The following is a 21,519-nucleotide window of genomic DNA, read 5'->3' as shown; positions in this document are numbered from 1 at the left end:
TGGCCTTTTAAGGCCAGCAAGACCTCCTTCGTGTTTGAGATTTAATTAAAAACCTCCTTTTTTTGAAGGAGGCTTAGCTTGTCTTAAAAGATGTTTGTTATTTAAGCATGAAGATAAGCCACCTCAGTTGTAATTGTTCGCTGCACGAGCGCGAAAAGATAGCCCATAATGGGTGTCGCGAATACTAACTGATGTGACTTATGTAAATTCATAATTTTATGATTATAACATAGAAGTATGCGTGAGCAAAATCATAGCTACCGGCGGTGTTTATCAACATTCCGGTCCAAGGATTCCTTGGAACATCGCCGACTTCTCTTAGGGCTAGGACCCTTGCCGATTCGCCTTACTGCGACTTCAGACCGAATCGCTTTACCGCTCGTTCATGCGCCTTGGCCGCTTCTTCTTCACGGTTACGAGGTTCGGCTTGGGTTTGTAGCGAAGTGAGTAGTCGCTTAGCCACCACTGCCGTTTCCTTAATTGCCTGATTAAAAGCAGGCTCGTTTACCTGCGACGGATGATGAAAGCCCGATAGCTTTCGCACAAATTGCAAAGCTGCCGCCTCTATTTCTTCGTCAGTAGCTGGTGGATCAAAATTGAATAATACTTTAATGTTTCGGCACATAGTTCCTCTTGTTGTTATGTTTTATTTAATTGTACAGGTAATCGACGTTAAGGTATGTCTGGATTAGAACATTCGTTCAAAGTAACCTCAGAATCATAGCATTTTAGTTAAAATCTTATCTCAACCAGGTGCTTTCAAAATACAGTCCTAGGTCGATTTTCGTCGACCTAGGACTTCATCGCTACCCGGCTTCGGTTGTTTCATCGTCACTTGCCAACTCGTCCGAGCCCACGATAAGATTTTGGCTATACCGCACCACCAAGAGCGCGCTTGGCCACAGATCATCTTGATCAAGTGTAGCCGTCAGTTTACCGGCTTCATCTAGCTGCCACGAAAAGGTCGCACCACGTACCCGAGAGTTCTTCGTTGCGATATAGATCTTATTCTTCATCATCCAACGATCTACCTCAAAGCGCACCCTCACATGGGTCGGCAAATTACAGACACAGAACCCCGTTGCAGCGTCTGGCACCTTTTGGCGACTGAGAATGTATTCGATCACCTTTTCACCACCTTAATGTACGTATAGTCTGGGATTATTATACCAATAAAATTGTAAGATTAACGACAAAGGCACCGCACAATTAGGTACGGTGCCTCAAGATTTTAACCGAGTGTGTTAGTTCTTCTTGTCTTGTTTTTGAGCCATTTCGGTGCCGTAATTAACCTGCAACTTCAATGTTTTGCCGTTTTTTAGGCTCAACTGCTCTTGCGGCAGACCGGTTTTGCCTTCAAAAGTTTTTGCGACAAGTAGGTTGTAGTCGCCTTCAGGCAGGGCAGCCTTGAAGATGCCTTCTTTATCGGCTCGCACCACCCGTACCTGAGTGCCTTGGGCATCAAAGACAAAAATTTTTACTGTGTCATAACTGGGTTTGTTTGGATCACAATCTTTTTGATCTTGGCAGTTGCGCTTGAAGTCAAGATCGACTTCGAATGAGGCGGTGGCCTTCATGTCAGAATCGACATAATTGCCCTTCGTGCCGGCTTGTCCCATGCGGGTTACTAAAAATGCTACAATTGCTACTAAAATTACAACGGCAACGACAATCAAAACCGTTCGCTGCTTTGAGGTATTTTTGACTTGAGGTCGTTTTGTCTCGTGCAGTTTACTCTGTTGTTCCATAATATCCCCTTATTACTTTATAGTTAGCACTTGATAGGCTTAGCCACACCGGAATAACGTCCTACGGGCTTATGCCTAAATTGTAAGAGATTCTACAATAAATAACAACGGTATGTGATAATTGAATCAAGATAACAATTAGTATCGGAGCGAAAAGGCATGGCACAAAAGCGCAATAGTGACAAAAATGATAGCTTAGTTTGGGGAATAATTTTAGTAGCCCTGGGGGTCATTTTTCTACTGCAAGAATTATTTAATATCGAGATTTTTAGCCAAATTTGGCAGTTCTGGCCAGTCGCCTTGATTGTTTTTGGGGTTATACTGATTGTTAATAACCGTCGATCTTGAGCCGAAGCGACAATATGACGATTCTGGTCACTGGCGGCGCAGGCTACATTGGGTCACATACTTCATTAGAGCTACTGCAGTCGGGTCATGAAGTAGTTATTGTAGATAATTTCTCGAACAGCCAGCCCGAGGCAGTGCGGCGTATTGAAGCGCTTACCGGAAAAACCATTCGCGTGTATAGAGGCGATGTTCAAAACAAACCACTGCTCACGCGCCTTTTTAACGATGCCTCGATCGATGCTGTGATTCACTTTGCCGGCCTCAAGGCCGTGGGCGAATCCGTGCAGCAGCCACTGCTGTATTACCAGGTCAATCTTGGGACAACTCTTGCTTTATGTGAGGTCATGCAAGCGCAAGGTGTTAAAAAGCTCCTATTTAGCTCTTCGGCAACCGTGTATGGCACCGCTCCCGGACTTCCCTGGACAGAAAACACACCTACCGGTCGGGGCATTAGTCACCCCTATGGCAAAACCAAGTATTTGATCGAACAGTTCCTAAGTGACCTCGTTGAAAGTGACCCTTCGTGGGCAGTCACGTGCCTAAGATACTTCAACCCGATTGGTGCTCACGAAAGCGGCGACATTGGCGAAGACCCGCGTGGTATTCCAAATAATTTGATGCCGTACATCACCCAAGTGGCGGTTGGAAAGCGCGACAAACTGCACATCTTTGGCGGCGACTACGACACGCCCGACGGCACGGCTATTCGCGATTACATTCATGTGGTTGATGTAGCAAAAGGTCACGTCGCAGCGCTTAAACACTTGCAAAAAGGTATGCACGCATACAATTTAGGCTCAGGAAAAGGCGTTTCGGTGCTTGAAGCCGTGCGAGCATTTGAAAAAGCCTCTGGGCGGGCCGTACCCTACGAGATCGTTGCCCGGCGTCCTGGAGACTTAGCGATGTTTTATGCTGACGCCTCCAAAGCCCAAAAAGAGCTTGGCTGGCGCACCGAAAAGAGTTTTGAAGACGCCTGTCGCGACGCTTGGCGCTGGCAATCGCAGAACCCTGACGGCTTTCGTCCCGTGCCGACTGCGCACTTAAATTCTCACTCAGAATAGTGATACAATAAGCTCATGCAGAAGTATTCAGCGGTGATAGCCGTTCGGCTCGTAATCGGCGGTATAACATTACTGGCGATTATTATGCAGGCGGTATTTCTGCAGCAGCAGGGTGTGTTGAACCTTGTAAACTATCTCAGCTATTTCACAAATTTAAGTAACGTTCTAGCGGCGACAATCTTTATTTTTAGCGCTTTCTATCTTGCAAGAAATCGCGCACCTTCACTGAAGGATGATCTTATCCGCGGAGCAGCTACCCTCTACATGATCATCACTGGCTTAGTCTATCTCACTTTGCTGATCAACGAGGACCTGGGCTTACTGATGCCGTGGGTAAATATTGTTACTCACATAATTATGCCGCTGGCGGCAATTAGCGACTGGCTGTACCGGCCGCCACGCAACTCACTACGCTCAAGCCAAATCTTTCTCTGGCTCATTTTTCCCTGCTTGTATCTTATCTATACACTGGTGCGCGGCGCTGTGGTTGGCTGGTATCCGTATCCGTTCTTAATTCCAAACGGAAACGACTACAGCGTGGTGGCGGTTTATTGCGCGGCGATTCTCGCTGCCTTTTTCGTGGTTGGCTGGTTACTGGTTTTAACTGGCAAGATGCGGCGCACCACGGCTTCACAAAAATAATTAAGGCTCGCCCGGAGCCTAACTGGCCAAACAAAAAAGTAACGAGCCCTGGGAGAATCTTGTTATACTGGTTAAATGCCTGTTCAGACTGTTGCGATTGTGCTCGGTGTTTGTCCGAAAGACAACCAATTGCCGCCTCAGGTGCACGCCTGCCTCGAACGTGCAATCGACCTATTTGATAATCACGAGGTAAACTCAATTGCGGTGCTTGGCGGCATGGGACATGCCGCCAAGCACCAGTCGCGCCCTGAGGCCGAGATGATGAAGGACTTTCTTATCTTGCACGGAGTCGCCAAGCAGCATATCATCACTCGCTCTACACCAGTGACCACCCCCGAAGCTTTGTGGGAAGTACGCAGTCTGCGTGGGCCAGCTGCCAGGTTGATTACTATTCCAGAGAAGCGCGAGCGTATTGCGTATCTGGCGCAGAAGATCGTTGGCGATATTCTGAAACTGAAGGTAGAAGCAATTGATTACATCTTGAAGCCAGGTGATCCCGATGACATTCGGCACGAAGAGTATTTGCTTTATGAAGCAAAAGCTATTCTTGGCGATATGACACCTGGTGATGGAGAAACTTTCAAACAGCGCTATTCATTCAAACATCATGTCTGGACAAGCGTGGTAGAAACGCTTCGGGCTGAAGGCAAGCTGTAATAATGGCCCTCTAGGTATTCACCTAGGGGGCCTAAACTAACGCCGCCAACACTAACCTTAGCGACGCGCTTATCAGCTAGACATCGGAATCAAGTTAAGCTGGTCGCCTGAATGCCACTCGGCCTTCGCTAATTACCCCTTCCAGTGCAGTGTCCCACGCTCCCTTCGTTATACTCTTTCCAGTTGCTTCTTGGATGCCAGTCATGACGTCCGTAATACGCGCCTTGTGGCCATGTTCGGCGCCAAGGTATTTGACAATTGCCGCTTGTGCTTCTGGATCTCATAAACGAACGGGGCATACTTCCTCCGTAGTTGTTGAATGATCTGCTTCATAATACGTGACTCTTTCAACAGCGTAAAGTGAACATTTTCTTTAAGCCGTACGGCATTCTTAATCACTCATTATGCTAAGGGTAAATGAGTATTGACTTTTAAATAAAAAGGTTCTATTATAATCTAGTCTATCCATCCCATCGAGGAGGAATCATGGGAGATTCGTTCGTTGCAGTAAATCAACTGTCGAAACTTAGCCCCGGGCAAGAGTTGCAGCGTGGTGGCGACCGTTACCAAGTGCATCGAATCGTCAACAGCGGCGTCAACTGTCTGGTGGTCGCAGGAAATACCGAACGGCAAATTTTCATTTTGCAGGTTGGTTCTCGAATCATCGAGCTTACGTTTGCGGGTACTGGCGTATGGAGCAAGGACGGCTTCCTCTACGAGCGCAAGCGTTACACATCGAAAGTGGAGGTGATCGATCTGGGGGAGGTTGCAGTCCAGGAATTCCCAACTTTCTGAGTAGTTATTCGGTCTGGTGTTGCGCACTTCCACGCTGGCATGTATACCACCAATACGTTTAGTGCTGGTACGCTCAAGTACCGAAAGTAATGTTGAGCAAAAAGATCCATTGACGATGACTTAAAATAGCAAAAGGCCTTGCTGTCAACACTCTATGCGTTGACAGCAAGGCTTAAATCATGTTCCGACTCCCAATATAAGTATGGATTCTAGTTTTCCTCAGTGCTTCATGGCAGAAATAACCGGACAGCTCACAAATACCGCAAGCTGTCCGGTTTCGGCTAAAAGTTACCGGAGTCCTTCATCCCAGTTTCGCCCTTCGTCCACATTGCGCTGAATAAAGTTCCGGGCGCTGTCGCTGTGAAAATTACCCTTAGGAATAGGAAGAAATTGAATCTTAGCGTGCCCCCGAAGGTGATGCTTGTTCTCGAAGTCTCGCACCTGCTGCAAAGTGAGACTTTCCTCATTTGGAACGACGTATAGCACTACTGTATCAGGGCAATACCATACCGCCCAGGTAAGACTTTCGTCATTCCCCAGTGCAAACGGCAACACGTCACCATCTTCAATAACTGGCCGGCGCGTTCGCGCTGCATCGAATTTCTCGTGGAGTCCTTTTGGCAACACCTCTTTCAGTACCTGGAGGTCAGCTTTCTTAACGATCAGCTTCATGGCTTCAAAGACCCAGCGAGACATTTTCAAGCCCTTCCGTGGCGTCGTAACTTTATTACCATATCGTACTTATAGCGATTTTGCCAGATAGTTTAGGCTTTATGCCTACGCCTACCCTGCCCAATTTTAAAGCACCCTCCCTTACGGAGAGGGTGCCATGACGATCGCCAAGCAATGGCTCCTGGCTATTGTGTCCAGTTTCGCGCTATTATCAAGAACACGCGTTGACTACGCCCCTAGTCCACTGCACCAAAATGATACCGATGCTTTACGCCATCAATCTCGTAGATATTGCACCACGTGGTGCTGGCGTTCGGGTGCTTCGGGCATTCTGGTCGAGGGCCGTTTCGATTCATAGTGCTAATCGTCAGAAACGTACACTCATCTGGGGTAAGCGGATTTTCAGAACACCACCAAGCTTGACCCACGAACACGTCATCCTCTTTCGGATGCCGCTTCATGATTGGCAAGTCAAAAAGCTCTTTCTTTGAGGCAACCATGACTCTCTCCTTTTGGCACCAGACGTTCCCATAGAATACACTTTTTACAATTACGTGTCAAATTGCGCATCCATCTTGGTGGCTTGTAACCCGTACGTTCCACCGTCCTGGATAGTTAACTTACAAAGGCCATTCCATGCTATGCTGTATCGTATGGCTCAATGCGCATTTGCAATAGTAAAAAGAGATGATAAAGTACTGCTGGTACAAATAGCACTGCCGTTTCGCCACGCACACTCGTGGAACTTCCCTGGTGGCGTTATTGAAGACGGCGAAGCGATCGAAGCTGGCCTTGTTCGCGAAGTATTTGAAGAATCGCGCATTCACTGCCGTATAAATCGTTACGTGATACTTTTGCCTTCCCCGCTTCAGGTGATGAAATTTTTATTTATGATGCCACCTTTATTGCCGGCGAGCTACAACCACAAGAAGAAGAGATTTTAGCAGCTCAATGGTTCACGCTTGATGAAGCGTTTGCTTTGCCTTTGGCGTACGATATTGATGCTTATTTAAGGGATCGTTTTTAATAGCCGCTCAACCAACTTCAGTTGCAGAATAGACTGGCTAAAATTTTAAGGAGCCCGTGCATTTATCGCACGGGCTCCGGCTAGCCCCCGAGAAGCAACGCACTTAAAGGGCACTATGCCCTGCGAAACGCCTCCTTTGAAACTCTGATCTTGAAGGTGTCGGGCGAATGGTAGACGAAACCCTGCCGTCCGCAAGCAACCAATACGTAATGCATCGGCAGCAGTACTGGCGACGAGATGACGAAAAGCGAGAAAATGATCAATAGCCAGAGTATCGAGAGTGCGACTGCCACGAAATTAATAAGAATCGCACCAGCACCGTCAACTTTCGCAGTACAGGGTTTTTGCGCTTCCTTGCCACAAAATGTGACCGATGTCCGAGACGTCATTATTCCTCCAGGAAAGTCACGGCGACTCTGGGATGGAGCGTTACTTATTGTAATACCATTACCCTGATTCGTCAATGCAATATCCAAATCATAGATAAGGACCAGACATAATTACCAGCTTCTTACATAAACCCTCGCTGCTCGTAATAGTTTACGTTGCCGGCTAATGTTCGAATATAAAAGAAAACTTACACTTCACCCTGCGGCCGACTAAGCGTCGCCAGCTTTGCAATACCCCACCCAATCAAAGCGTAGACAATAATTGCTACTACCGTGCTGACTTCAAAGGTAAACTGGCCATAAGTCGGCTGGTAACTAAAAATGCCGAAAAATGGAGCAGCAAAGAAACCACTCAATCCATAAATGAAGCTAACGAAGGCATTTGTATCATTAGCCGCAAGCATAAGCAGGATGAGTCGCAGTACTAATAAAGCAATGATGACGCCTGTGATATACCACACCACTCGTTTAAAGATTATCGCGCCCGGCGTACTGGTGCGCTGACTTACCGTTTCACGCTGAACGTTCGTCCCGCCCACGCGGGTGTTTGTTTCTCGCACTTCGGTTGTTTGCTTGTCTTCTTGCATACCCCTCCTTATTTATACGCGCTAGTACTTATTATAGCAGTCGTACCATAAGCCACGGTTATAAAAAGTCACCGCAATGGTGATCCTTGCTAATGCAGGAGGTGGTGCTTTGTGTGAACGCGCGCCCGCGCCATCTCCTTGCCTTCAGCGCCTTCGTAAATTATGATTTTGTCAATATTAAAAGAATCTACAGGTATGTGGTGAGACACGATTACAGTTGCTCAGTTTGTTCTTCGTATAGTAAAAACCAGTGCTTATGTTAAAATAAGGTTAGTGTTATCATAATGTAAGAGTCAAGCATAAGAATAAAGCACTTACTTCCCTATTTCCTGTATGAGCGTGCCATAAGGAGATTTCGTGGGCCTGAAAACAAATACACTCCAAACAAAAAGGTTTTCAACATTGCTGCTAGTAGGAGTCATCAGTATAACGCTTGCTTTATCAGGAGTGTTTACATCTATCGCTTCGGCCGCGAGCCTCGCCTGGCAACCCCAAACACCAGCACAGCTTGAACAGTGGAGGTCAATTACGTGGTCTCCTGAACTGAATTTATTTGTAGCCGTGGCTTCTTCTGGCACCAACCGTGTTATGACCTCACCAGACGGTATAACCTGGACACCACGCACAGCTCCGGCTGGTTTTCTCGCATGGGAAGATGTAACATGGTCGCCAGAGCTTAATCTATTTGTGGCAGTGGCAGCAGCGGTCGGCACCGATCGTGTTATGACCTCCCCTGATGGCATAGCCTGGACACAACGAACTGCTCCGGAAGGAGTGTGGCGGTCAGTGGTATGGTCGGCAGAGCTGGGTCTATTTGTAGCGGTGGCTTCCTTTGGGGCTAATAGTGTCATGACGTCTCCCGACGGTATTACGTGGACTGCCCGCGCCGTGCCACAAGATAACCAATGGTATGATGTAGCGTGGTCACCGACGCAAGGATTTGTGGCAACTGCTGTTACTGGCGCCAACCGTGTTATGACCTCGCCAGACGGTATAACCTGGACACCACGCACCCCTCCCGAAGCAAATAACTGGATAAGTGTCACTTGGTCGGCCAGTCTCGGCCGCTATGTCGCGGTTGCAGCAGTGCTCGGAACAGGCGGTACGAGTCGTGTTATGACTTCATCCGATGGCATAACCTGGACGCTAGGTTCCATAGCCGACGTAGCGTGGCAAGACGTAACGTGGTCGCCTCAGCAGGGTCGCTTTGTCGCCGTAGGATTGGGCGGCACAACGGAAACGTTGCCACATCGCTAGATGGTATCACCTGGACAAACACACCGGGCATTGGTGGTGACCAATGGGTTGCAGTAACTTACTCACCAAGCTTGGATAAATTTGCAGCCGTAGCAATTAGCGGTACCAATCGTGTTATGACGAGCACTATTTAGATATCACTACGAATGCGCTACCGAACACCCTTGTCGGCGGGGCATACTCGCAGAACCTGGCGGCAACCGGCGGCACGACACCACATACTTGGTCTGTAGTGTCTGGGTCTTTGCCACCCGGCCTAACACTCAACCCGGCAACCGGAGAAATAACCGGCATACCAACCGCTGGCGGCTCTTATTCATTTACCGTACAAGCGCAAGACAATTACGCCTATATTGATACTCAAGCACTCTCTATCCAAGTAGTGAGTGTACTGACGACCCCTGTGATGGATCCGGCCTCAGACACCGGCGCTTCAAACGCCGATAATATAACACGTGACAATACGCCGACATTTACCGGCAGCTGTACCAATGGTGAAACTATAACGCTTCATGTCGATGGCGTACCTATTACACCGACGCAAGTTTGTACTGGTGGAGCTTATGCAATTACACCAAGCAGTGCAATTGCTGACGGTAACCACACAGTTAGTGCACATTCAAGTGCCGGATTTGCAAGCCCTGGCAGTGTAAGTTTCACAGTTGATACCGTACCGCCAGCTGCTCCTGTTATTACCGGGCCTAGCAGAACTACTAGCACAACACCAGACATCACTGGTACAGGCGAACCCGATACAACAGTTGTATTAACCGACGAAAATGGCAAAGAGGTCTGCACCACCGTAGTAGATAGTTCTGGTAACTGGAAGTGTCGCATTACAGAACCATTACTTCACGGCGTACATGCTTTGCGCGCCACGCTTACGGATAGAGCAGGCAATATTTCACCTCAAAGTGCTGGCTTTACAATAACAGTTTCCTCTGCTGCGCTCGCGGATACAGGGCAGAATATAGGCATTGTAGCTGTTAGCGCCCTGGGCCTTATACTCCTCGGTGCGACCTTGTGGGCTCGTGACAAAAAGCTGGGTGTCTTCAGGGTAAATTTTTAAAAAGTAGGTAGCTAAGAACTCATAGGCAAGCTCATTACGCAATGTGCAAGTACTGTCGAATAATCAATAAAGTTCTCTTAAAGACTGCGCGCCGAGAAAACGATTCAAGTAGAGCTCTTGAATTTCCCTATTTACCATGAAAAAACGACCACCAAGGTGATCGTCTTTTCATGGTAGCAGCGACTGGGATCGAACCAGTGACCTTAGGCTTATGAGTCCTACGCTCTAACCGACTGAGCTACGCTGCCATATGTATGACAGCGCTGATTATAGCAAAAATTCGTAGCAATTTCTATAGCTGAAACAGCTCTTCTTCAAAACTCTCGAAATCTTCATCGAGGGCTGCGTCGTGACGCTCAATGAATGCCCGGAGTTCATCGTCGCTTCGCTCGCGATCCCAGCTGGCGAGACCAACGATTTCGTTTACTGTCACGGGTTCTATATCGTGTGATGTTTGCATTTTTGTTTGCCGCTTTCCTTTTTTGTTTTATAGTTACAAGTTTTACTCTGTATTATACACGCTTATGCTTAAAAGTCAATTAAATTTATAAAAATTGTATCATTAAAATGTAGAATCTCTGGACTCCGAGCAATAAAAGGGCCCTGGGGAATTACTCCCAGGGCCGCCTGTCAGCACAGATCCCAGACGATGGTCTTCTTGTCCTCCCGAATGGGCAGAATGTCAAACTCGTCCACAAGCTTGTACTGCGCCTGGTACAACGCCGCCTTCTCGCGACGACGCCGCTGCCGGTTACGACGCTGACGCTCATCACCAGCATGCCCGTGCACGTAGTTCTCGCCACCGTAGTGCCGCAGCATACGATGACAGACGCGCCCGTTACACTCGAGGTAGACCGTATCGCGCCGCCGCTCCTTCGGCAGAAGCTCGACCTCCTGGCCGAAGACCTCCCTCAAGAGCTCCATCACCTTAGCGGTGGTGGTATTGGGGCGCCGCTTCACCTGCAGGCGCACCGGCAGTCCAGACTGCGGCACCACCCGGTGCGGCAACTTGGCCTGCGCCAACTCAAGCCGGTCCTTAGTCGCCAGCGCACCATCCGACACCATAACCTCCAGCCACACCGGGCTGGTCCGGCTGGGCTTCCACTTGGAAGAGCGACCACGACGCTTGGTACAACCGTGACTCACGTACCCAGGCTCGGTCCAGTCACGCGACTGCACCTCGTAAGGCCTGGTGTTGTCCGTCCCGGACATTTCTCCGCACCTCCGTTGGCGCCGCCTACTTGGCGGCTTTAGCGGAAGTGCATACATGTAAGCATATGAGCCTCCAGTCTTTTGATCGAGCCTACGGCTAGTAGTTAAAGTAGCATAATTATTATATAAAGACAAATTCATTATAGTGGGCTAGTATTCAGGGGCTCCCTTGCATGGGAGCCCCTTGGGTAGTTACGGATTAGAGATATACCGAAAAATAGCTTCTTCTGCTTCTATAATCTTCTTAAGCGATACGATCTTCAGATTTCTATTGCCACAATCTTCACCTCTGTTATGGATTTTTAGGCAGCCGTAGCAGAAATTCTCAAGCAAGCTCTCCCCCCATTCCCATACAGCCAGCGCCTTCCCCTCTCCCCAAACTATAAAGAGATACCATTTATTATCTCTCATTTCAATTAGCTGCAGCGAGAAGGTACGCTTAATGCGGAAGGAGGTAATTTCTTTCAGACTGTCTCCGGTTTTAATCTCGTCTACTCGTATGGCATACCGATTGCACCTCGAAATGAGATTACGCATAATCCGAAAAGCAAGCACGCGTGCTGTAGGCGCTGCCATGGTGCACCCCTTCATAAAGGCAACCTTATAAACTGTATCTCTGTAGTGATCCTATTATTAGGCTAATAGGCATTTAGCGACGTTCAAGGGTCACCGAGCCATACTTCTATATTAAAACGCCCCTTGCTCGCTACGGCAAGCAAGGGGCACCTCGCGTTTAGCAAGAGGTGTACTGCTTGAGTTCCGCGAGAAGTTCGCTCGGGTTCTCAAGAATCTTTAGCATCAGCGCACGACCTGCCTGGCAAGAGCTGGCAGCATGCAACTCAAGCGTATCGTGCGCCAAGCAGAAGCCATCGACAAGATCGGGCTTCACCTGGCACACCCAGACATGCTTCGGTGCGTCTTCTGAAACAACAAGGGCATAGCAGCGATCCGGCACTACTTCAACCACATCAAAAAAAGTATTGTCGCTAAAGGCATAGGCGACAATAACTTCCTCTGGCAGCTTGCGGTCGCGTACCTGATGAACCGTTGCGCCGTTTGCCCGCCTTTCACTCACAAATTGCTCGAGAGCAATAACACATTCGTCCCTCAATGACATTACGCCACCTTTAGTAGGTTTGTGCCCATCCGTCCAACTTCAAAGCGCCAACATGGTGTTCGACAACCTCATATCCGGCACTTGTCATAGCCATCCTGACGTGATGCAAGTGATCGGGATGAATTAGCAGATTACATTCCGGTAGCTTTGCAACAAGATTTCCTGTCAGCAGTCCCTTGCCGCCGGCAACCGATTCGCCCCTGGACATCACGAAAATCTGCCAGTGTCCAGATGGCTCCTCCAGAAAGCGAAGGAAACCGTAAGGCAAGTTTGTATTCAACTGCCGTTCTTGGTTGGCACGCTGTTGGTATTGTCGCGCTTGAGCGATGTAGTTCGGGGCAATTACCCCTTGTCCCCAATCAACAGACTCTGGGCACACGAGGTGAACAGTCGCCATGTTACTCCGCCCTTCTTGAGTGGCTGTAGTATATCATAATAGCACAATTAGATAAAACGTAAGCGATCATAAGGCCTACAACAACCATAGCCACTTTGACCACAGACTCCTGTTCGTGGTATATATAAATAAGGAGTATTTTACCAAAATAAAAATGTATATCTGGCTGATTGTTGCCCTGGTTGGTTTCGCCGCGTTGCTCCATGCTGGTTTTCAGCTTGGGGTGAGCTTGTTGATGCTGTTGAGTAGTCATTCAATTGGCGCCAAACGACCAGCAACTACCACTGCTAAACTAGTGCTCGCGTATCTACTAGGTGTTGTTGTCACTACTGCTCTGCTTTTTTCTGCCCTTGGCTACTTTGCGACGCTTTTCTTTAGCGCCTACCAGCCGGCAGTAACCTGGTTGATTATAGCCGCCTTGAACGTCACAATTGGTGGGAGCGTGATGTTATTTTACTTCCGTAAGGGCACCGGCACCGAGTTATGGCTACCGCGAAAATTTGCTGAGTACCTTGTGAAGCGCGCAAAAGCCGCTAGGCAAGCCGAGGAAGCCTTTACCTTGGGCGTCATGAGCGTGCTAACAGAGATCGGGTTTATTATTGCCCCTTTAAGCGTTGCCGTCTTGGCGGTCGCGAGCTTAACTGGCTGGGAGCAGTTAGTCGGGCTTATTGGCTACGTACTCCTCGCCAGCCTGCCACTTCTCATTATTGCCGGCTTAATTGGCGCTGGCCACAAAGTTAGTGGCCTACAGCGCTGGCGCGAGCAAAACAAGCGGTTTTTACAGTATGCTGCCGGTAGTGGGTTGGTGGTATTGGGCCTGTATATTTTTATTTCTGAAGTCGTCAGCCAAGTTGCGCTTGAAGGAGTGCCTCTACTATGAATGGCGTCTACGTGTTAAAACGACACCGCCAGCACAGCGAACCGTTCGACCCGGTAAAGCTGCACCAAAGCGTGATGGCAGCCTGTTTATCGGTACGAAGCCTCGAAGGCGAAGCCCACTTAACTGCCGAACAAGTCTGCAGTAAGGTAATTGACTGGCTAGCCACCAAAACAGAAGTTACCTCAGCAGACATCCGGCGCGTGGCAGCCAAAAATTTACACATTTATCACCCTGAAGCGGCCTACTTATATGAACACCATCGAACCATAATTTAAAGGAGACACTATGGCAAAGCACTCATTCGACTACGACCTTATAGTTATCGGCAGCGGCGCTGGCGGTAGTGTAGCGGCTATGCTTGCAGCGCGTAAAGGCAAGCGAGTGGCAATTATTGAAGCCGATGCACTGGGCGGCGATGCGCCTAATTTTGGCGATGTCCCAATGAATGCCCTGCTCCACGCCGCCCGCATTTATGGTGAAGCCAAGGCTGGCCAACAGTTCGGCATTCGTTCAAACACCATAGGCTACAACTACCCTTCTGTTAAAGCTTGGAAAGACCTGGCGGTGTCTCGCGCGGGTGCTGGGGGCAGCCAGCGGTTCTATGAGGCTGAAGGTATTACGGTGTTCGAGGGCACGGCGCATTTTATTAGCCCCCACGAAATCACGGTCAACCGGCGACATATTTCGGCAGCATATTTTATCATTGCCACCGGCACCCACTGGATGACGCCACAAATTGTCGGCCTAGATAAGCTACTCCACCTGACACCGCGAACCGCTATGGAGCTTATCCGACCGCCAAAGTCTATCTTTATTATTGGCGGCGGTGCGACAGGGGTAGAATTTGCACATTTGTTTAGCACTTTCGGCAGTAAGGTGTACATCGCCGATGTCGCCCCGCGATTATTACTAAAGGAAGACGATGAAGTCAGCGAGCTTATCGAACGCGTGTTTGACACTCAAAAAGGCGTCACTACTCTTACGAGCACCCGAGTGGTAAAAGTCGCTCGCGATGGCATTATGAAACGCGTCACTTACCTGCGCGGCGACGCTGAACATTCGGTAAAAGTCGACGAAATTTTGATCGCGGCCGGCAAAGACCCTAACGTTGATATTGGCCTTGAAAACGCCGGCGTCGCCTACACACCAAAAGGCGTCGAGGTGAACGAGTATCTACAAACAAGCGTGAAGCATATTTATGCCGCCGGTGACGTGCTGGGAACACATATGTTTACCCATGTGGCACTGCTAGAAAGCCGGGTGGCGGCGCATAACCTTCTCCACCGCGACAAAGTGACGCCAAACTACAAGGCGGTGCCACGCGTCACACACACCGTGCCCGAAATTGCCTCTGTAGGCCTTAGCGAAGATGATTGCATCAAGCGCGATCTCGCAATCAACAAAGCAACCGTACCGATTAATATCATCGGCCGAGCTAACACCACCAACACTCGCGATGGCTTTGTAAAAATCATTACCGACAAAAAAGGAGTTATATTGGGCGCAACTATCGCCGCACCTTCTGCTGGCGAACTCATTCACGAACTCACCCTAGCGATTCAACACGGCCTCACCGCCCAAGACGTCGCCCTGACCATGCACGCTTTCCCTACTTGGAGCGAGGCGATTCGGGTGGCTTGTAGTAAGCTATAAACTTGACGATTTAATCTTTGAGTGTTATAATTTAATTTGGCAATAGCTTCTGCTCACCCTGAACTTGGAGTGCTAATGTTACTGATGGTAACAACGGGCGCTGGCCTCGCCGAAGTGCGGCGCAAGCTGGGCACAGACAACAAGGTCACCTTCGGTGAAGGTCACCAGTCGGTGACGTTCACAGTCGAGGGCCTGGTGGCCGTCGGCAGCGATGACCTGCCGATCGTACTACCCGGTAGTGGGGGCTGCGACAAGAGTCGCGTCTGGTACGTCTGTGGAAGCAACGAGGGCACCGTGTTCGCGCTCGCTGCCTTCAACCCGAACGGCAAGCTGCTGTGCGCGGCGGTGCTGGAAGACCAAGACGAGCTGGACCCTCGCTTCCAGCTGCACCAGCTCTTCAGAGAAGCGTGCAAGCGGCTGGTCTAGTAGCCCCACGCTCACTCCATCCCGGAGCACCGACTTTTACCTTGTCGGTGCTCCGGGATATCTTTATTTCTGTAATTAACGTCTGTAAACAAAAAAGATCCCGAAAATCTTTCGGAATCTTTCTTGGTAGCGGGGGAAGGATTTGAACCTACGACCTCGTGGTTATGAGCCACGCGAGCTAACCAGACTGCTCCACCCCGCGGTATACATTAGTTAATATAGCACTCCTAGGCTTGAAATGCAAATATTCATAGCCAGCGATGACGGTTATTCTTGCGATACTTGCAAATTACGCTATATGTTTGCTACTATGTAGCTATTACAAAGCTAGATTTGTGATTACAGGGAGATTACTACCAGAGAACGGAGACGCCATGTCCACGCGTGAAAGCCTGCTTGCCCCGCTGAGCCATCAGGAAATTATCGCCAGCCTGTGTCTTCTGGGTATCGCCGGCATCTTGGCGGTCGCTGTCAGCTATGCGGCCTACCGCTGCCGTACCCGCCGTTACTTCTACTAGTCATCCCTACAGCCCCTGGGTCAACGATAACACCCGCATCGCTTGACCCATTTTTATGACTGGCGCGTTTTCTCACTAAAAAAGAAGTTTACCCACTGCTGAAAATTACTCTGCGGCAGATGAGCTGGTGGTTTTTGCTGCTTGGCTTGGGTATCTTTTACGTTATGGTCGGGAAGTAAAATTACTTTTTCTCCAGGCTTTGCTTTATTTAAATGCTCACGAGCCGCGAGCTCGAGATATTCATTACTCTGAAGGTAACGCTGTTGAAAAGCGAGTGTTTGGGTTTCGAGATCAAGCAGTTCAACTTCTTGTTGTTTGATGGTTACTTCTTGCTGCAATATAAAGTTTCGCTGCAATGCCTGCATTGTCCCCCACACCCAACTGAGTGTCAAAAGAATAGCCGCAAGCAAGATTGCGTTTTGCAGGTTCACAAATTTTTGCAACTGTTTTATCATTTTTACTTTTGACCACCGTTAGTTCTATTGTTAATAATACGCTATCGGTCGCGGTCGTTCAACAGCGCCAGCAAAACGCCATTGGTCCAGCCAAAGCCATCCTGCAGCTCGTATTCACCGCCACTGGCGAGATTAGTGGGATCTTCGACGTCGTATTTTTCAACCAGTTTGGTGTTTAACTCGTAAGTTGCAACGTTGGTGGTGATCCAACGTTTTTTAATTTCGTCGGCAAGTTTATGGTGCCCGTAACGGCGAAGCCCAATAATGGTCGTCCATTGCAGTGGTGCCCAGCCATTAGGTGCATCCCACTGCTGGCCGCTATTTACAGGGGTAGTAACCACGCCGCCAAGCCGAAGCAGCTGTTTTTTGATGGCTTGCTGGACTTTCTCGGCTTCGTCGCTTTGCGCAATACCCACATACAACGGAAATACCCCCGCTAGCGTGATAGCGCTGGTTTGCTGGCTGGCAACAAAGTCATAATCGAAGTAAAAGCCGTGCTTCTCCGACCAGCAGTACTTCCGGATCGCTTCTGCCCGGCGTTCGGCCCGCTGCAAAAAGCGCTTCGCCAGGATACTTTGGCGCAAATAGCTGTAAGTATCGGCGATAGTTTTTTCGAGATCGTACAGTAAACAGTTAAGGTCAACCGGGATGATTTCGGTGGTATGAATAGTTTCAAGGGTTTTTCCATCACGGAACCAGCGGCTTGAATAATCCCAACCCGATTCAGCCCCGGCACGCAAATCCAGATACACCCGACTCGCACTGCGGTCGTGTGCCCGATGGGCTGTTTCGACATCTTCTTTATAAGATTCAGGCCGAGGAGTGCGTTTTTTGTCGTAATATCGGTTCAGTATGGCGCCATCTGGCATGCGGACCACCCGGTTTAAAGCCGGATCTTGTTCAGAAAGCTCCTTGGCGCCCTTCATCCAAAAGTTATATTCCTTAAGCAGATACGGTAAATAGCGCACCATCACCGACTTGCCTTTTTCTTCAGCCAGAAGTCGTACCATGGCCGCAAAAAACGGCGGCTGAGAACGGCTCAACAGATAGGTTCGACTAGCGGTAGGAATATAGCCAACTTTGCGGATGAGGAAGGCATAATTTTTAAGCATTCCCTCGATTTCGTCGTAACGACCAGCCGTAGCCAGGCCCAGCATAATAAAGTAGGTGTCCCAGTAAAACTGTTCGCTAAACCGCCCACCAGGCACGATATATGGGTAGGGCAAAGCCATTAATGAACCGCGGTTTTTGTAGGTGGTGCGGCGGAGTACGGTCCAAAGCTCATTGATGTGCTGCTCGGGTGTGTTGGCTGGATTGGCTTCAAATTCGGCTTCTGCTTGGTCGATATACTGCTGGAAATAGCGCTGAACGAATTGTTTAAGATCAAAATCTGGCCGTAGGCGTTGCACTTTATAAATTTTAAGGATCTTACGCAGCCGCGCGCTTGGCACTAGGTCTACAAAAGTTTTGCCGTCCGCGTGCACCCGGCGCAGCTGAACATCTTGAAACAATTCGCCAAGTAATTCGTCTGGCGGTGCATCGGGGCGCGTAAAACCACTGCTCACTTTGGTGAGGTGGGGCTGGAGTTTTTCTTCGAGTGTTTTCTTGAGGGGTTTCTTCTTAAAATTAAACGGAAACATATGCAGCTTCATTATACGTGTTTAGGGGTGCGGACACAAATTGAAATAACTTCGGGGTTCATTAGTAGCGCCAGCCTTCACCTTTTGCTATACTACTACTGTTATTCTTACCGCGGGGGCGTAGCTCAGTGGTTAGAGCAGTCGGCTCATAACCGATTGGTCACTGGTTCAAGTCCAGTCGCCCCCACCATGAAAAAGCACTCATTCTTATGGGTGCTTTTTCTGATGTGGGATCTTATTAGTAGCGTTATGATCCCGATTAGTTTACGATCGCCCATTAGTCTTCTATACTTAAATCATGAAACAACTCCTCTTTGGCGTTTTTGCGCACCCAGATGATGAAGCCTTTGGCCCTTCGGCAACCCTAATGAAGTGGGCGAGCCAGGGCACGGATGTGCATTTACTCTGCTTAACAGATGGTCAGGCCGGCATGAACCCAGATAACGTGCCGGATCTCGGCAAAACCCGAGCCACAGAATGGCACACAGCCGGCAAAGCTATGGGCGCTGCGAGTTTGCACCGTTTTGGGTATCAGGATGGCAGCTTAAATAACAACCTCTACCACGAGATTGCCGATAAAATCAACGCCACGATCACTCAGGTTGCGGCTGAATACAACGAACCGCTTACTATCAATTTTATGTGTTTCGATGAAAATGGCCTTACCGGACACCTTGATCATATCGCCGCAACACGCATCGCCAGCTATGTTTTCTATCGCCTAAAAGCCGAACCGCTACCGAACGTCACAATGGATAGCATCTATTACTACTGTCTATCAAAAGCGCGACAACCCGAAGTATCGACTGGCTATGTATTTATGAATGAAGGGCGAGATACCAACGACGTAACGCATATTGAAGATGTTAGAGACTGGGTAGAAAAGAAATTTGAGATTATGCGACTCCATCACTCCCAGCGAAGCGATGCCCAAGATGCCATGAAGCTTGGCCCAGCAATGCACGAAGAAGATTACTTTTACGTTCGCTCGTAAAACGCGTTTTTGCGTAGAGTTTAAGCAGCAAGATTTTTATGGTAAGCAAGCGTGAACGCAGTGCTGCCATTAGATCGTGTCGCGAGTAAGTGCGGCTCGCCGTGCTTGGCAGTATCGTATTTAACAAATTGGCGGCGCGTGAGATTAGTAGCCGCATGAGGGCGCGGGTCTTGACGACGTTTTTGCAGCCACTCGTCTAGAAAAGTATGGGCTACGGCAGTGAGCTCTGTAAATAGTGGCTGTCGCATAACCGTTTCAGATAAGGCCATGAGCTCGCGACCGTATGCCTGGCAACTGGCTTCATCCTGAAAGCCATAGCTTTCAGCCAGCGCTCCGCCAAAAGCGCCTTCAGTTGCTAGCACCTGCCCACGGCGCTGCATTTGATCGATATGTTCAACAATATGGGCGCTCAGTGGGCCCGCTTGGTCTTCCGGCAAGGCTACCAACGATTGTTCGTTTAATTCGTGGAAACGAAACTGTTCAAATAACGCTGCAGCCTCGCGTTTATATGGCTGATAGTCATCTAAGAATTCGATAAAAGGCGTTAAGCCATCCCGCTCCTGCTCTGCCGCGGCCTCGGCAACGCCACCACCAAGTTCATAATACGGTTTATCCATCAACTCAGCCGTCGTGGCTCGTGCGCCAAGCTGCGCTCGAATTCGAGAAATACGAACCGGCACCACCTCTGGTAGAATCTCGGATTGCTGTTTAACTGTGGGCGCTTCAAATTCGCTGAAATCAAGGGTTAATTGCTCTGACATATTCTTACTATAACACCCATAGAGTCGATCATCACACGCCTATTATCAAAGTGTGCCCAGAGCCAATAAACAGTGGCGTGCGCTGCGCCTGGAATTTAAAATTTCTTATTCCCAACGGAAAACTTTGAACGAAATTGCGTAAATAACCACTGCCCACACCGCGATTATGAGCAGCTCTGGCCCCAGCTGGAACAAATGCTTGCCTTCGGTAGTAATATAGCGAATACCGTCGATAATTGGAGTCAGAGGCAAATATTGCGTAACCGCCTGCAGCCACTCAGGCATCAAGAATCGCGGGAAAAACGAACCACTCAGGAACATCATCGGGAAAGCTACTAAGTTTGAAAGTGGCGCGGCTTGAATCTCATTCTTTGCCCAACCGCCAATCGCCAACCCAAATCCAAGCATTGTTACCATACCCAGCAGCATGAATATCGAGAACGACAGATAGTCGCCACGCATGGTGAAATCGAATAATAGCGCTCCGACTAAGAACATCAAAATTATCGACAGCACGCCGATCAGAACGTAATTTATCATCGTACCAAGCACCAGCTGACTGGCCCGGAGAGGTGTGGCACGTAATCGGCGCAACATACCGGCTTTTTTATCTGAAGGCAGGCCGTTAGCCAGGCCAAAGATGCCTAAACTGAGCAGTGAGAAACCAAGTAATCCCGAAAAAGTGTAGTCGAACTGCGATAAATCGGCCGTTTGCGTAGATTTTTGCTCAACGACAAATGGCTCCACTGCCCCTGTTAACTGGCGGTTGATGCCGTCGAGTACGCCTTGCATTAAAGCGCCGACCGTTTGACCGGTTTGTGCGCTTGAAGCCTCGTAGTAAACGATTAGTTTGCCCGAAGGCAATTTATTCTGCCCGGGAGTACCAAAATTCTCCGGCAGCTCAACAATACTATCAAGTTGGCCACGTCCCATAAGCTCGCGGCCCTGATCAATAGAAGTTACTTTTTGGTCAATTTCGAGACCCTTGTTCTTCTTAAGCTCGCTGACAAATTGCTTTGAAAATGGTGTTTCAGATTTGTTGATAAGCGCAACAGTAAAACTGACGTCGCCGCTATTTTTAAACAGCGACCCAAAAACAAATAAGAATAACAGCGGAAAGAGAAAAGTGAAGAACAGCGCTACCGGGTCGCGGAAGAAACGCCTAATTTGTGTAAGCGCAAATGCCCAAGTTCCTAAGAAATATCGTTTCATGC

At 49.0% G+C, this 21,519-nt stretch carries 29 protein-coding genes and 3 tRNA genes; 15 read left to right on the top strand and 17 right to left on the bottom strand.

The window, feature by feature from the left end:
* Positions 1–346: 346 nt before the first annotated feature.
* From VD907_00510 to VD907_00500, 3 genes are all read right to left on the bottom strand, one after another.
* The gene (locus VD907_00510) at positions 347–625 is read right to left on the bottom strand and encodes a DUF2277 domain-containing protein (protein HYG83343.1); all 279 of its coding nucleotides are present in this window, start codon (positions 623–625) and stop codon (positions 347–349) included.
* Positions 626–806: 181 nt separating this feature from the next.
* Positions 807–1,127 (bottom strand): hypothetical protein, encoded by a 321-nt coding sequence (locus tag VD907_00505; protein ID HYG83342.1) that lies wholly within the window; start codon positions 1,125–1,127, stop codon positions 807–809.
* Between the two features lie 117 nt (positions 1,128–1,244).
* A complete protein-coding gene (locus VD907_00500; protein HYG83341.1) occupies positions 1,245–1,748 on the bottom strand; it encodes a hypothetical protein in 504 nt (167 codons plus the stop codon).
* A 159-nt stretch (positions 1,749–1,907) separates the two neighbouring features.
* Here VD907_00500 and VD907_00495 point away from each other — a divergent pair, with 159 nt between their 5' ends.
* From VD907_00495 to VD907_00475, 5 genes are all read left to right on the top strand, one after another.
* Positions 1,908–2,096 (top strand): DUF5668 domain-containing protein, encoded by a 189-nt coding sequence (locus VD907_00495; protein ID HYG83340.1) that lies wholly within the window; start codon positions 1,908–1,910, stop codon positions 2,094–2,096.
* 14 nt (positions 2,097–2,110) lie between these two features.
* Entirely contained in the window at positions 2,111–3,157 is a 1,047-nt protein-coding gene (galE, locus tag VD907_00490; GenBank protein ID HYG83339.1) for a UDP-glucose 4-epimerase GalE, read from the top strand.
* A gap of 15 nt (positions 3,158–3,172) precedes the next feature.
* On the top strand, positions 3,173–3,799 hold the full coding sequence (locus VD907_00485) for a Pr6Pr family membrane protein (GenBank protein HYG83338.1): 627 nt from the start codon (positions 3,173–3,175) through the stop codon (positions 3,797–3,799).
* 75 nt (positions 3,800–3,874) lie between these two features.
* Positions 3,875–4,456, top strand: a complete 582-nt coding sequence (locus VD907_00480) for an ElyC/SanA/YdcF family protein (GenBank protein HYG83337.1) — start codon at positions 3,875–3,877, stop codon at positions 4,454–4,456.
* Between the two features lie 486 nt (positions 4,457–4,942).
* Complete coding sequence (locus tag VD907_00475; protein HYG83336.1) at positions 4,943–5,251, top strand: hypothetical protein; 309 nt, start codon at positions 4,943–4,945, stop codon at positions 5,249–5,251.
* A 288-nt stretch (positions 5,252–5,539) separates the two neighbouring features.
* Here VD907_00475 and VD907_00470 read toward each other — a convergent pair whose 3' ends face one another.
* Both VD907_00470 and VD907_00465 read right to left on the bottom strand, forming a co-directional pair.
* Complete coding sequence (locus tag VD907_00470) at positions 5,540–5,947, bottom strand: hypothetical protein (GenBank protein ID HYG83335.1); 408 nt, start codon at positions 5,945–5,947, stop codon at positions 5,540–5,542.
* A 212-nt stretch (positions 5,948–6,159) separates the two neighbouring features.
* Positions 6,160–6,423 carry a hypothetical protein gene (locus VD907_00465; GenBank protein HYG83334.1) on the bottom strand — a complete coding sequence of 88 codons (264 nt, stop codon included), beginning with the start codon at positions 6,421–6,423 and terminating at the stop codon, positions 6,160–6,162.
* Positions 6,424–6,576: 153 nt separating this feature from the next.
* Here VD907_00465 and VD907_00460 point away from each other — a divergent pair, with 153 nt between their 5' ends.
* The gene (locus tag VD907_00460; protein HYG83333.1) at positions 6,577–6,867 is read left to right on the top strand and encodes an NUDIX domain-containing protein; all 291 of its coding nucleotides are present in this window, start codon (positions 6,577–6,579) and stop codon (positions 6,865–6,867) included.
* A 660-nt stretch (positions 6,868–7,527) separates the two neighbouring features.
* Here the strand turns inward: VD907_00460 and VD907_00455 are convergent.
* Positions 7,528–7,926 (bottom strand): YggT family protein, encoded by a 399-nt coding sequence (locus tag VD907_00455; protein HYG83332.1) that lies wholly within the window; start codon positions 7,924–7,926, stop codon positions 7,528–7,530.
* 357 nt (positions 7,927–8,283) lie between these two features.
* On the opposite strand from VD907_00455, the gene VD907_00450 reads away from it, so the two are divergent.
* Together VD907_00450 and VD907_00445 are read left to right on the top strand one after the other, a co-directional pair.
* Entirely contained in the window at positions 8,284–9,183 is a 900-nt protein-coding gene (locus tag VD907_00450) for a hypothetical protein (protein ID HYG83331.1), read from the top strand.
* A gap of 136 nt (positions 9,184–9,319) precedes the next feature.
* Positions 9,320–10,252 (top strand): Ig-like domain-containing protein, encoded by a 933-nt coding sequence (locus VD907_00445; protein ID HYG83330.1) that lies wholly within the window; start codon positions 9,320–9,322, stop codon positions 10,250–10,252.
* Positions 10,253–10,423: 171 nt separating this feature from the next.
* Here the strand turns inward: VD907_00445 and VD907_00440 are convergent.
* From VD907_00440 to VD907_00415, 6 genes are all read right to left on the bottom strand, one after another.
* Positions 10,424–10,500 (bottom strand) — tRNA-Met (locus VD907_00440).
* 44 nt (positions 10,501–10,544) lie between these two features.
* Positions 10,545–10,712, bottom strand: coding sequence for a hypothetical protein (locus VD907_00435; protein HYG83329.1), 168 nt, complete (start codon positions 10,710–10,712; stop codon positions 10,545–10,547).
* Between the two features lie 170 nt (positions 10,713–10,882).
* Positions 10,883–11,317, bottom strand: a complete 435-nt coding sequence (locus VD907_00430) for a hypothetical protein (protein ID HYG83328.1) — start codon at positions 11,315–11,317, stop codon at positions 10,883–10,885.
* Between the two features lie 339 nt (positions 11,318–11,656).
* Positions 11,657–12,040, bottom strand: coding sequence for a hypothetical protein (locus tag VD907_00425; GenBank protein ID HYG83327.1), 384 nt, complete (start codon positions 12,038–12,040; stop codon positions 11,657–11,659).
* A 157-nt stretch (positions 12,041–12,197) separates the two neighbouring features.
* On the bottom strand, positions 12,198–12,581 hold the full coding sequence (locus VD907_00420; protein ID HYG83326.1) for a hypothetical protein: 384 nt from the start codon (positions 12,579–12,581) through the stop codon (positions 12,198–12,200).
* A gap of 10 nt (positions 12,582–12,591) precedes the next feature.
* A complete protein-coding gene (locus VD907_00415) occupies positions 12,592–12,978 on the bottom strand; it encodes a hypothetical protein (GenBank protein HYG83325.1) in 387 nt (128 codons plus the stop codon).
* Between the two features lie 154 nt (positions 12,979–13,132).
* On the opposite strand from VD907_00415, the gene VD907_00410 reads away from it, so the two are divergent.
* From VD907_00410 to VD907_00395, 4 genes are all read left to right on the top strand, one after another.
* Positions 13,133–13,858, top strand: a complete 726-nt coding sequence (locus tag VD907_00410; protein ID HYG83324.1) for a hypothetical protein — start codon at positions 13,133–13,135, stop codon at positions 13,856–13,858.
* Positions 13,855–14,133, top strand: a complete 279-nt coding sequence (locus tag VD907_00405) for an ATP cone domain-containing protein (protein ID HYG83323.1) — start codon at positions 13,855–13,857, stop codon at positions 14,131–14,133. The genes VD907_00410 and VD907_00405 overlap by 4 nt, the downstream gene beginning before the upstream one ends.
* Before the next feature lie 10 nt (positions 14,134–14,143).
* The gene (locus VD907_00400; GenBank protein HYG83322.1) at positions 14,144–15,511 is read left to right on the top strand and encodes an NAD(P)/FAD-dependent oxidoreductase; all 1,368 of its coding nucleotides are present in this window, start codon (positions 14,144–14,146) and stop codon (positions 15,509–15,511) included.
* 75 nt (positions 15,512–15,586) lie between these two features.
* Positions 15,587–15,937 (top strand): hypothetical protein, encoded by a 351-nt coding sequence (locus VD907_00395; protein HYG83321.1) that lies wholly within the window; start codon positions 15,587–15,589, stop codon positions 15,935–15,937.
* A gap of 124 nt (positions 15,938–16,061) precedes the next feature.
* On the opposite strand, the gene VD907_00390 is transcribed toward VD907_00395, so the two are convergent.
* Positions 16,062–16,139: transfer RNA gene (locus tag VD907_00390), tRNA-Met, on the bottom strand.
* Between the two features lie 172 nt (positions 16,140–16,311).
* Between VD907_00390 and VD907_00385 the strand changes: the two genes are divergently transcribed.
* On the top strand, positions 16,312–16,455 hold the full coding sequence (locus tag VD907_00385) for a hypothetical protein (GenBank protein ID HYG83320.1): 144 nt from the start codon (positions 16,312–16,314) through the stop codon (positions 16,453–16,455).
* Positions 16,456–16,508: 53 nt separating this feature from the next.
* On the opposite strand, the gene VD907_00380 is transcribed toward VD907_00385, so the two are convergent.
* The gene (locus tag VD907_00380; GenBank protein HYG83319.1) at positions 16,509–16,910 is read right to left on the bottom strand and encodes a septum formation initiator family protein; all 402 of its coding nucleotides are present in this window, start codon (positions 16,908–16,910) and stop codon (positions 16,509–16,511) included.
* 41 nt (positions 16,911–16,951) lie between these two features.
* On the bottom strand, positions 16,952–18,550 hold the full coding sequence (treF, locus tag VD907_00375; GenBank protein HYG83318.1) for an alpha,alpha-trehalase TreF: 1,599 nt from the start codon (positions 18,548–18,550) through the stop codon (positions 16,952–16,954).
* A gap of 114 nt (positions 18,551–18,664) precedes the next feature.
* Here treF and VD907_00370 point away from each other — a divergent pair.
* Both VD907_00370 and VD907_00365 read left to right on the top strand, forming a co-directional pair.
* Positions 18,665–18,740, top strand: a tRNA-Ile gene (locus VD907_00370).
* A gap of 108 nt (positions 18,741–18,848) precedes the next feature.
* Complete coding sequence (locus VD907_00365) at positions 18,849–19,544, top strand: PIG-L family deacetylase (protein ID HYG83317.1); 696 nt, start codon at positions 18,849–18,851, stop codon at positions 19,542–19,544.
* Between the two features lie 20 nt (positions 19,545–19,564).
* Here VD907_00365 and VD907_00360 read toward each other — a convergent pair whose 3' ends face one another.
* A complete protein-coding gene (locus VD907_00360; GenBank protein ID HYG83316.1) occupies positions 19,565–20,305 on the bottom strand; it encodes a hypothetical protein in 741 nt (246 codons plus the stop codon).
* Between the two features lie 105 nt (positions 20,306–20,410).
* On the bottom strand, positions 20,411–21,517 hold the full coding sequence (locus VD907_00355) for an ABC transporter permease (GenBank protein ID HYG83315.1): 1,107 nt from the start codon (positions 21,515–21,517) through the stop codon (positions 20,411–20,413).
* Positions 21,518–21,519 lie beyond the last annotated feature (2 nt).

It is taken from the genome of Verrucomicrobiia bacterium, from assembly GCA_035629335.1.
Lineage (GTDB): Bacteria > Patescibacteriota > Saccharimonadia > Saccharimonadales > Saccharimonadaceae > DASUUR01.
Note: the sequence above shows the minus strand (reverse complement) of the source record. Positions and strands in the feature narration are given on the sequence as shown.

Excerpts from the sequence above, each read along its gene's own strand:
- VD907_00400 (HYG83322.1), top strand. The coding sequence starts at position 14,144 with ATGGCAAAGCACTCATTCGACTACGACCTTATAGTTATCGGCAGCGGC.
- VD907_00425 (HYG83327.1), bottom strand. The coding sequence starts at position 12,040 with ATGGCAGCGCCTACAGCACGCGTGCTTGCTTTTCGGATTATGCGTAAT.
- VD907_00500 (HYG83341.1), bottom strand. The coding sequence starts at position 1,748 with ATGGAACAACAGAGTAAACTGCACGAGACAAAACGACCTCAAGTCAAA.
- VD907_00395 (HYG83321.1), top strand. The coding sequence starts at position 15,587 with ATGTTACTGATGGTAACAACGGGCGCTGGCCTCGCCGAAGTGCGGCGC.
- VD907_00480 (HYG83337.1), top strand. The coding sequence starts at position 3,875 with ATGCCTGTTCAGACTGTTGCGATTGTGCTCGGTGTTTGTCCGAAAGAC.
- VD907_00510 (HYG83343.1), bottom strand. The coding sequence starts at position 625 with ATGTGCCGAAACATTAAAGTATTATTCAATTTTGATCCACCAGCTACT.
- VD907_00485 (HYG83338.1), top strand. The coding sequence starts at position 3,173 with ATGCAGAAGTATTCAGCGGTGATAGCCGTTCGGCTCGTAATCGGCGGT.
- VD907_00405 (HYG83323.1), top strand. The coding sequence starts at position 13,855 with ATGAATGGCGTCTACGTGTTAAAACGACACCGCCAGCACAGCGAACCG.
- VD907_00470 (HYG83335.1), bottom strand. The coding sequence starts at position 5,947 with ATGTCTCGCTGGGTCTTTGAAGCCATGAAGCTGATCGTTAAGAAAGCT.
- treF (HYG83318.1), bottom strand. The coding sequence starts at position 18,550 with ATGTTTCCGTTTAATTTTAAGAAGAAACCCCTCAAGAAAACACTCGAA.
- VD907_00475 (HYG83336.1), top strand. The coding sequence starts at position 4,943 with ATGGGAGATTCGTTCGTTGCAGTAAATCAACTGTCGAAACTTAGCCCC.
- VD907_00385 (HYG83320.1), top strand. The coding sequence starts at position 16,312 with ATGTCCACGCGTGAAAGCCTGCTTGCCCCGCTGAGCCATCAGGAAATT.
- VD907_00360 (HYG83316.1), bottom strand. The coding sequence starts at position 20,305 with ATGTCAGAGCAATTAACCCTTGATTTCAGCGAATTTGAAGCGCCCACA.
- VD907_00420 (HYG83326.1), bottom strand. The coding sequence starts at position 12,581 with ATGTCATTGAGGGACGAATGTGTTATTGCTCTCGAGCAATTTGTGAGT.
- VD907_00455 (HYG83332.1), bottom strand. The coding sequence starts at position 7,926 with ATGCAAGAAGACAAGCAAACAACCGAAGTGCGAGAAACAAACACCCGC.
- VD907_00380 (HYG83319.1), bottom strand. The coding sequence starts at position 16,910 with ATGATAAAACAGTTGCAAAAATTTGTGAACCTGCAAAACGCAATCTTG.
- VD907_00495 (HYG83340.1), top strand. The coding sequence starts at position 1,908 with ATGGCACAAAAGCGCAATAGTGACAAAAATGATAGCTTAGTTTGGGGA.
- VD907_00355 (HYG83315.1), bottom strand. The coding sequence starts at position 21,517 with ATGAAACGATATTTCTTAGGAACTTGGGCATTTGCGCTTACACAAATT.
- galE (HYG83339.1), top strand. The coding sequence starts at position 2,111 with ATGACGATTCTGGTCACTGGCGGCGCAGGCTACATTGGGTCACATACT.
- VD907_00365 (HYG83317.1), top strand. The coding sequence starts at position 18,849 with ATGAAACAACTCCTCTTTGGCGTTTTTGCGCACCCAGATGATGAAGCC.
- VD907_00430 (HYG83328.1), bottom strand. The coding sequence starts at position 11,317 with ATGGTGTCGGATGGTGCGCTGGCGACTAAGGACCGGCTTGAGTTGGCG.
- VD907_00410 (HYG83324.1), top strand. The coding sequence starts at position 13,133 with ATGTATATCTGGCTGATTGTTGCCCTGGTTGGTTTCGCCGCGTTGCTC.
- VD907_00465 (HYG83334.1), bottom strand. The coding sequence starts at position 6,423 with ATGGTTGCCTCAAAGAAAGAGCTTTTTGACTTGCCAATCATGAAGCGG.
- VD907_00415 (HYG83325.1), bottom strand. The coding sequence starts at position 12,978 with ATGGCGACTGTTCACCTCGTGTGCCCAGAGTCTGTTGATTGGGGACAA.
- VD907_00460 (HYG83333.1), top strand. The coding sequence starts at position 6,577 with ATGGCTCAATGCGCATTTGCAATAGTAAAAAGAGATGATAAAGTACTG.
- VD907_00435 (HYG83329.1), bottom strand. The coding sequence starts at position 10,712 with ATGCAAACATCACACGATATAGAACCCGTGACAGTAAACGAAATCGTT.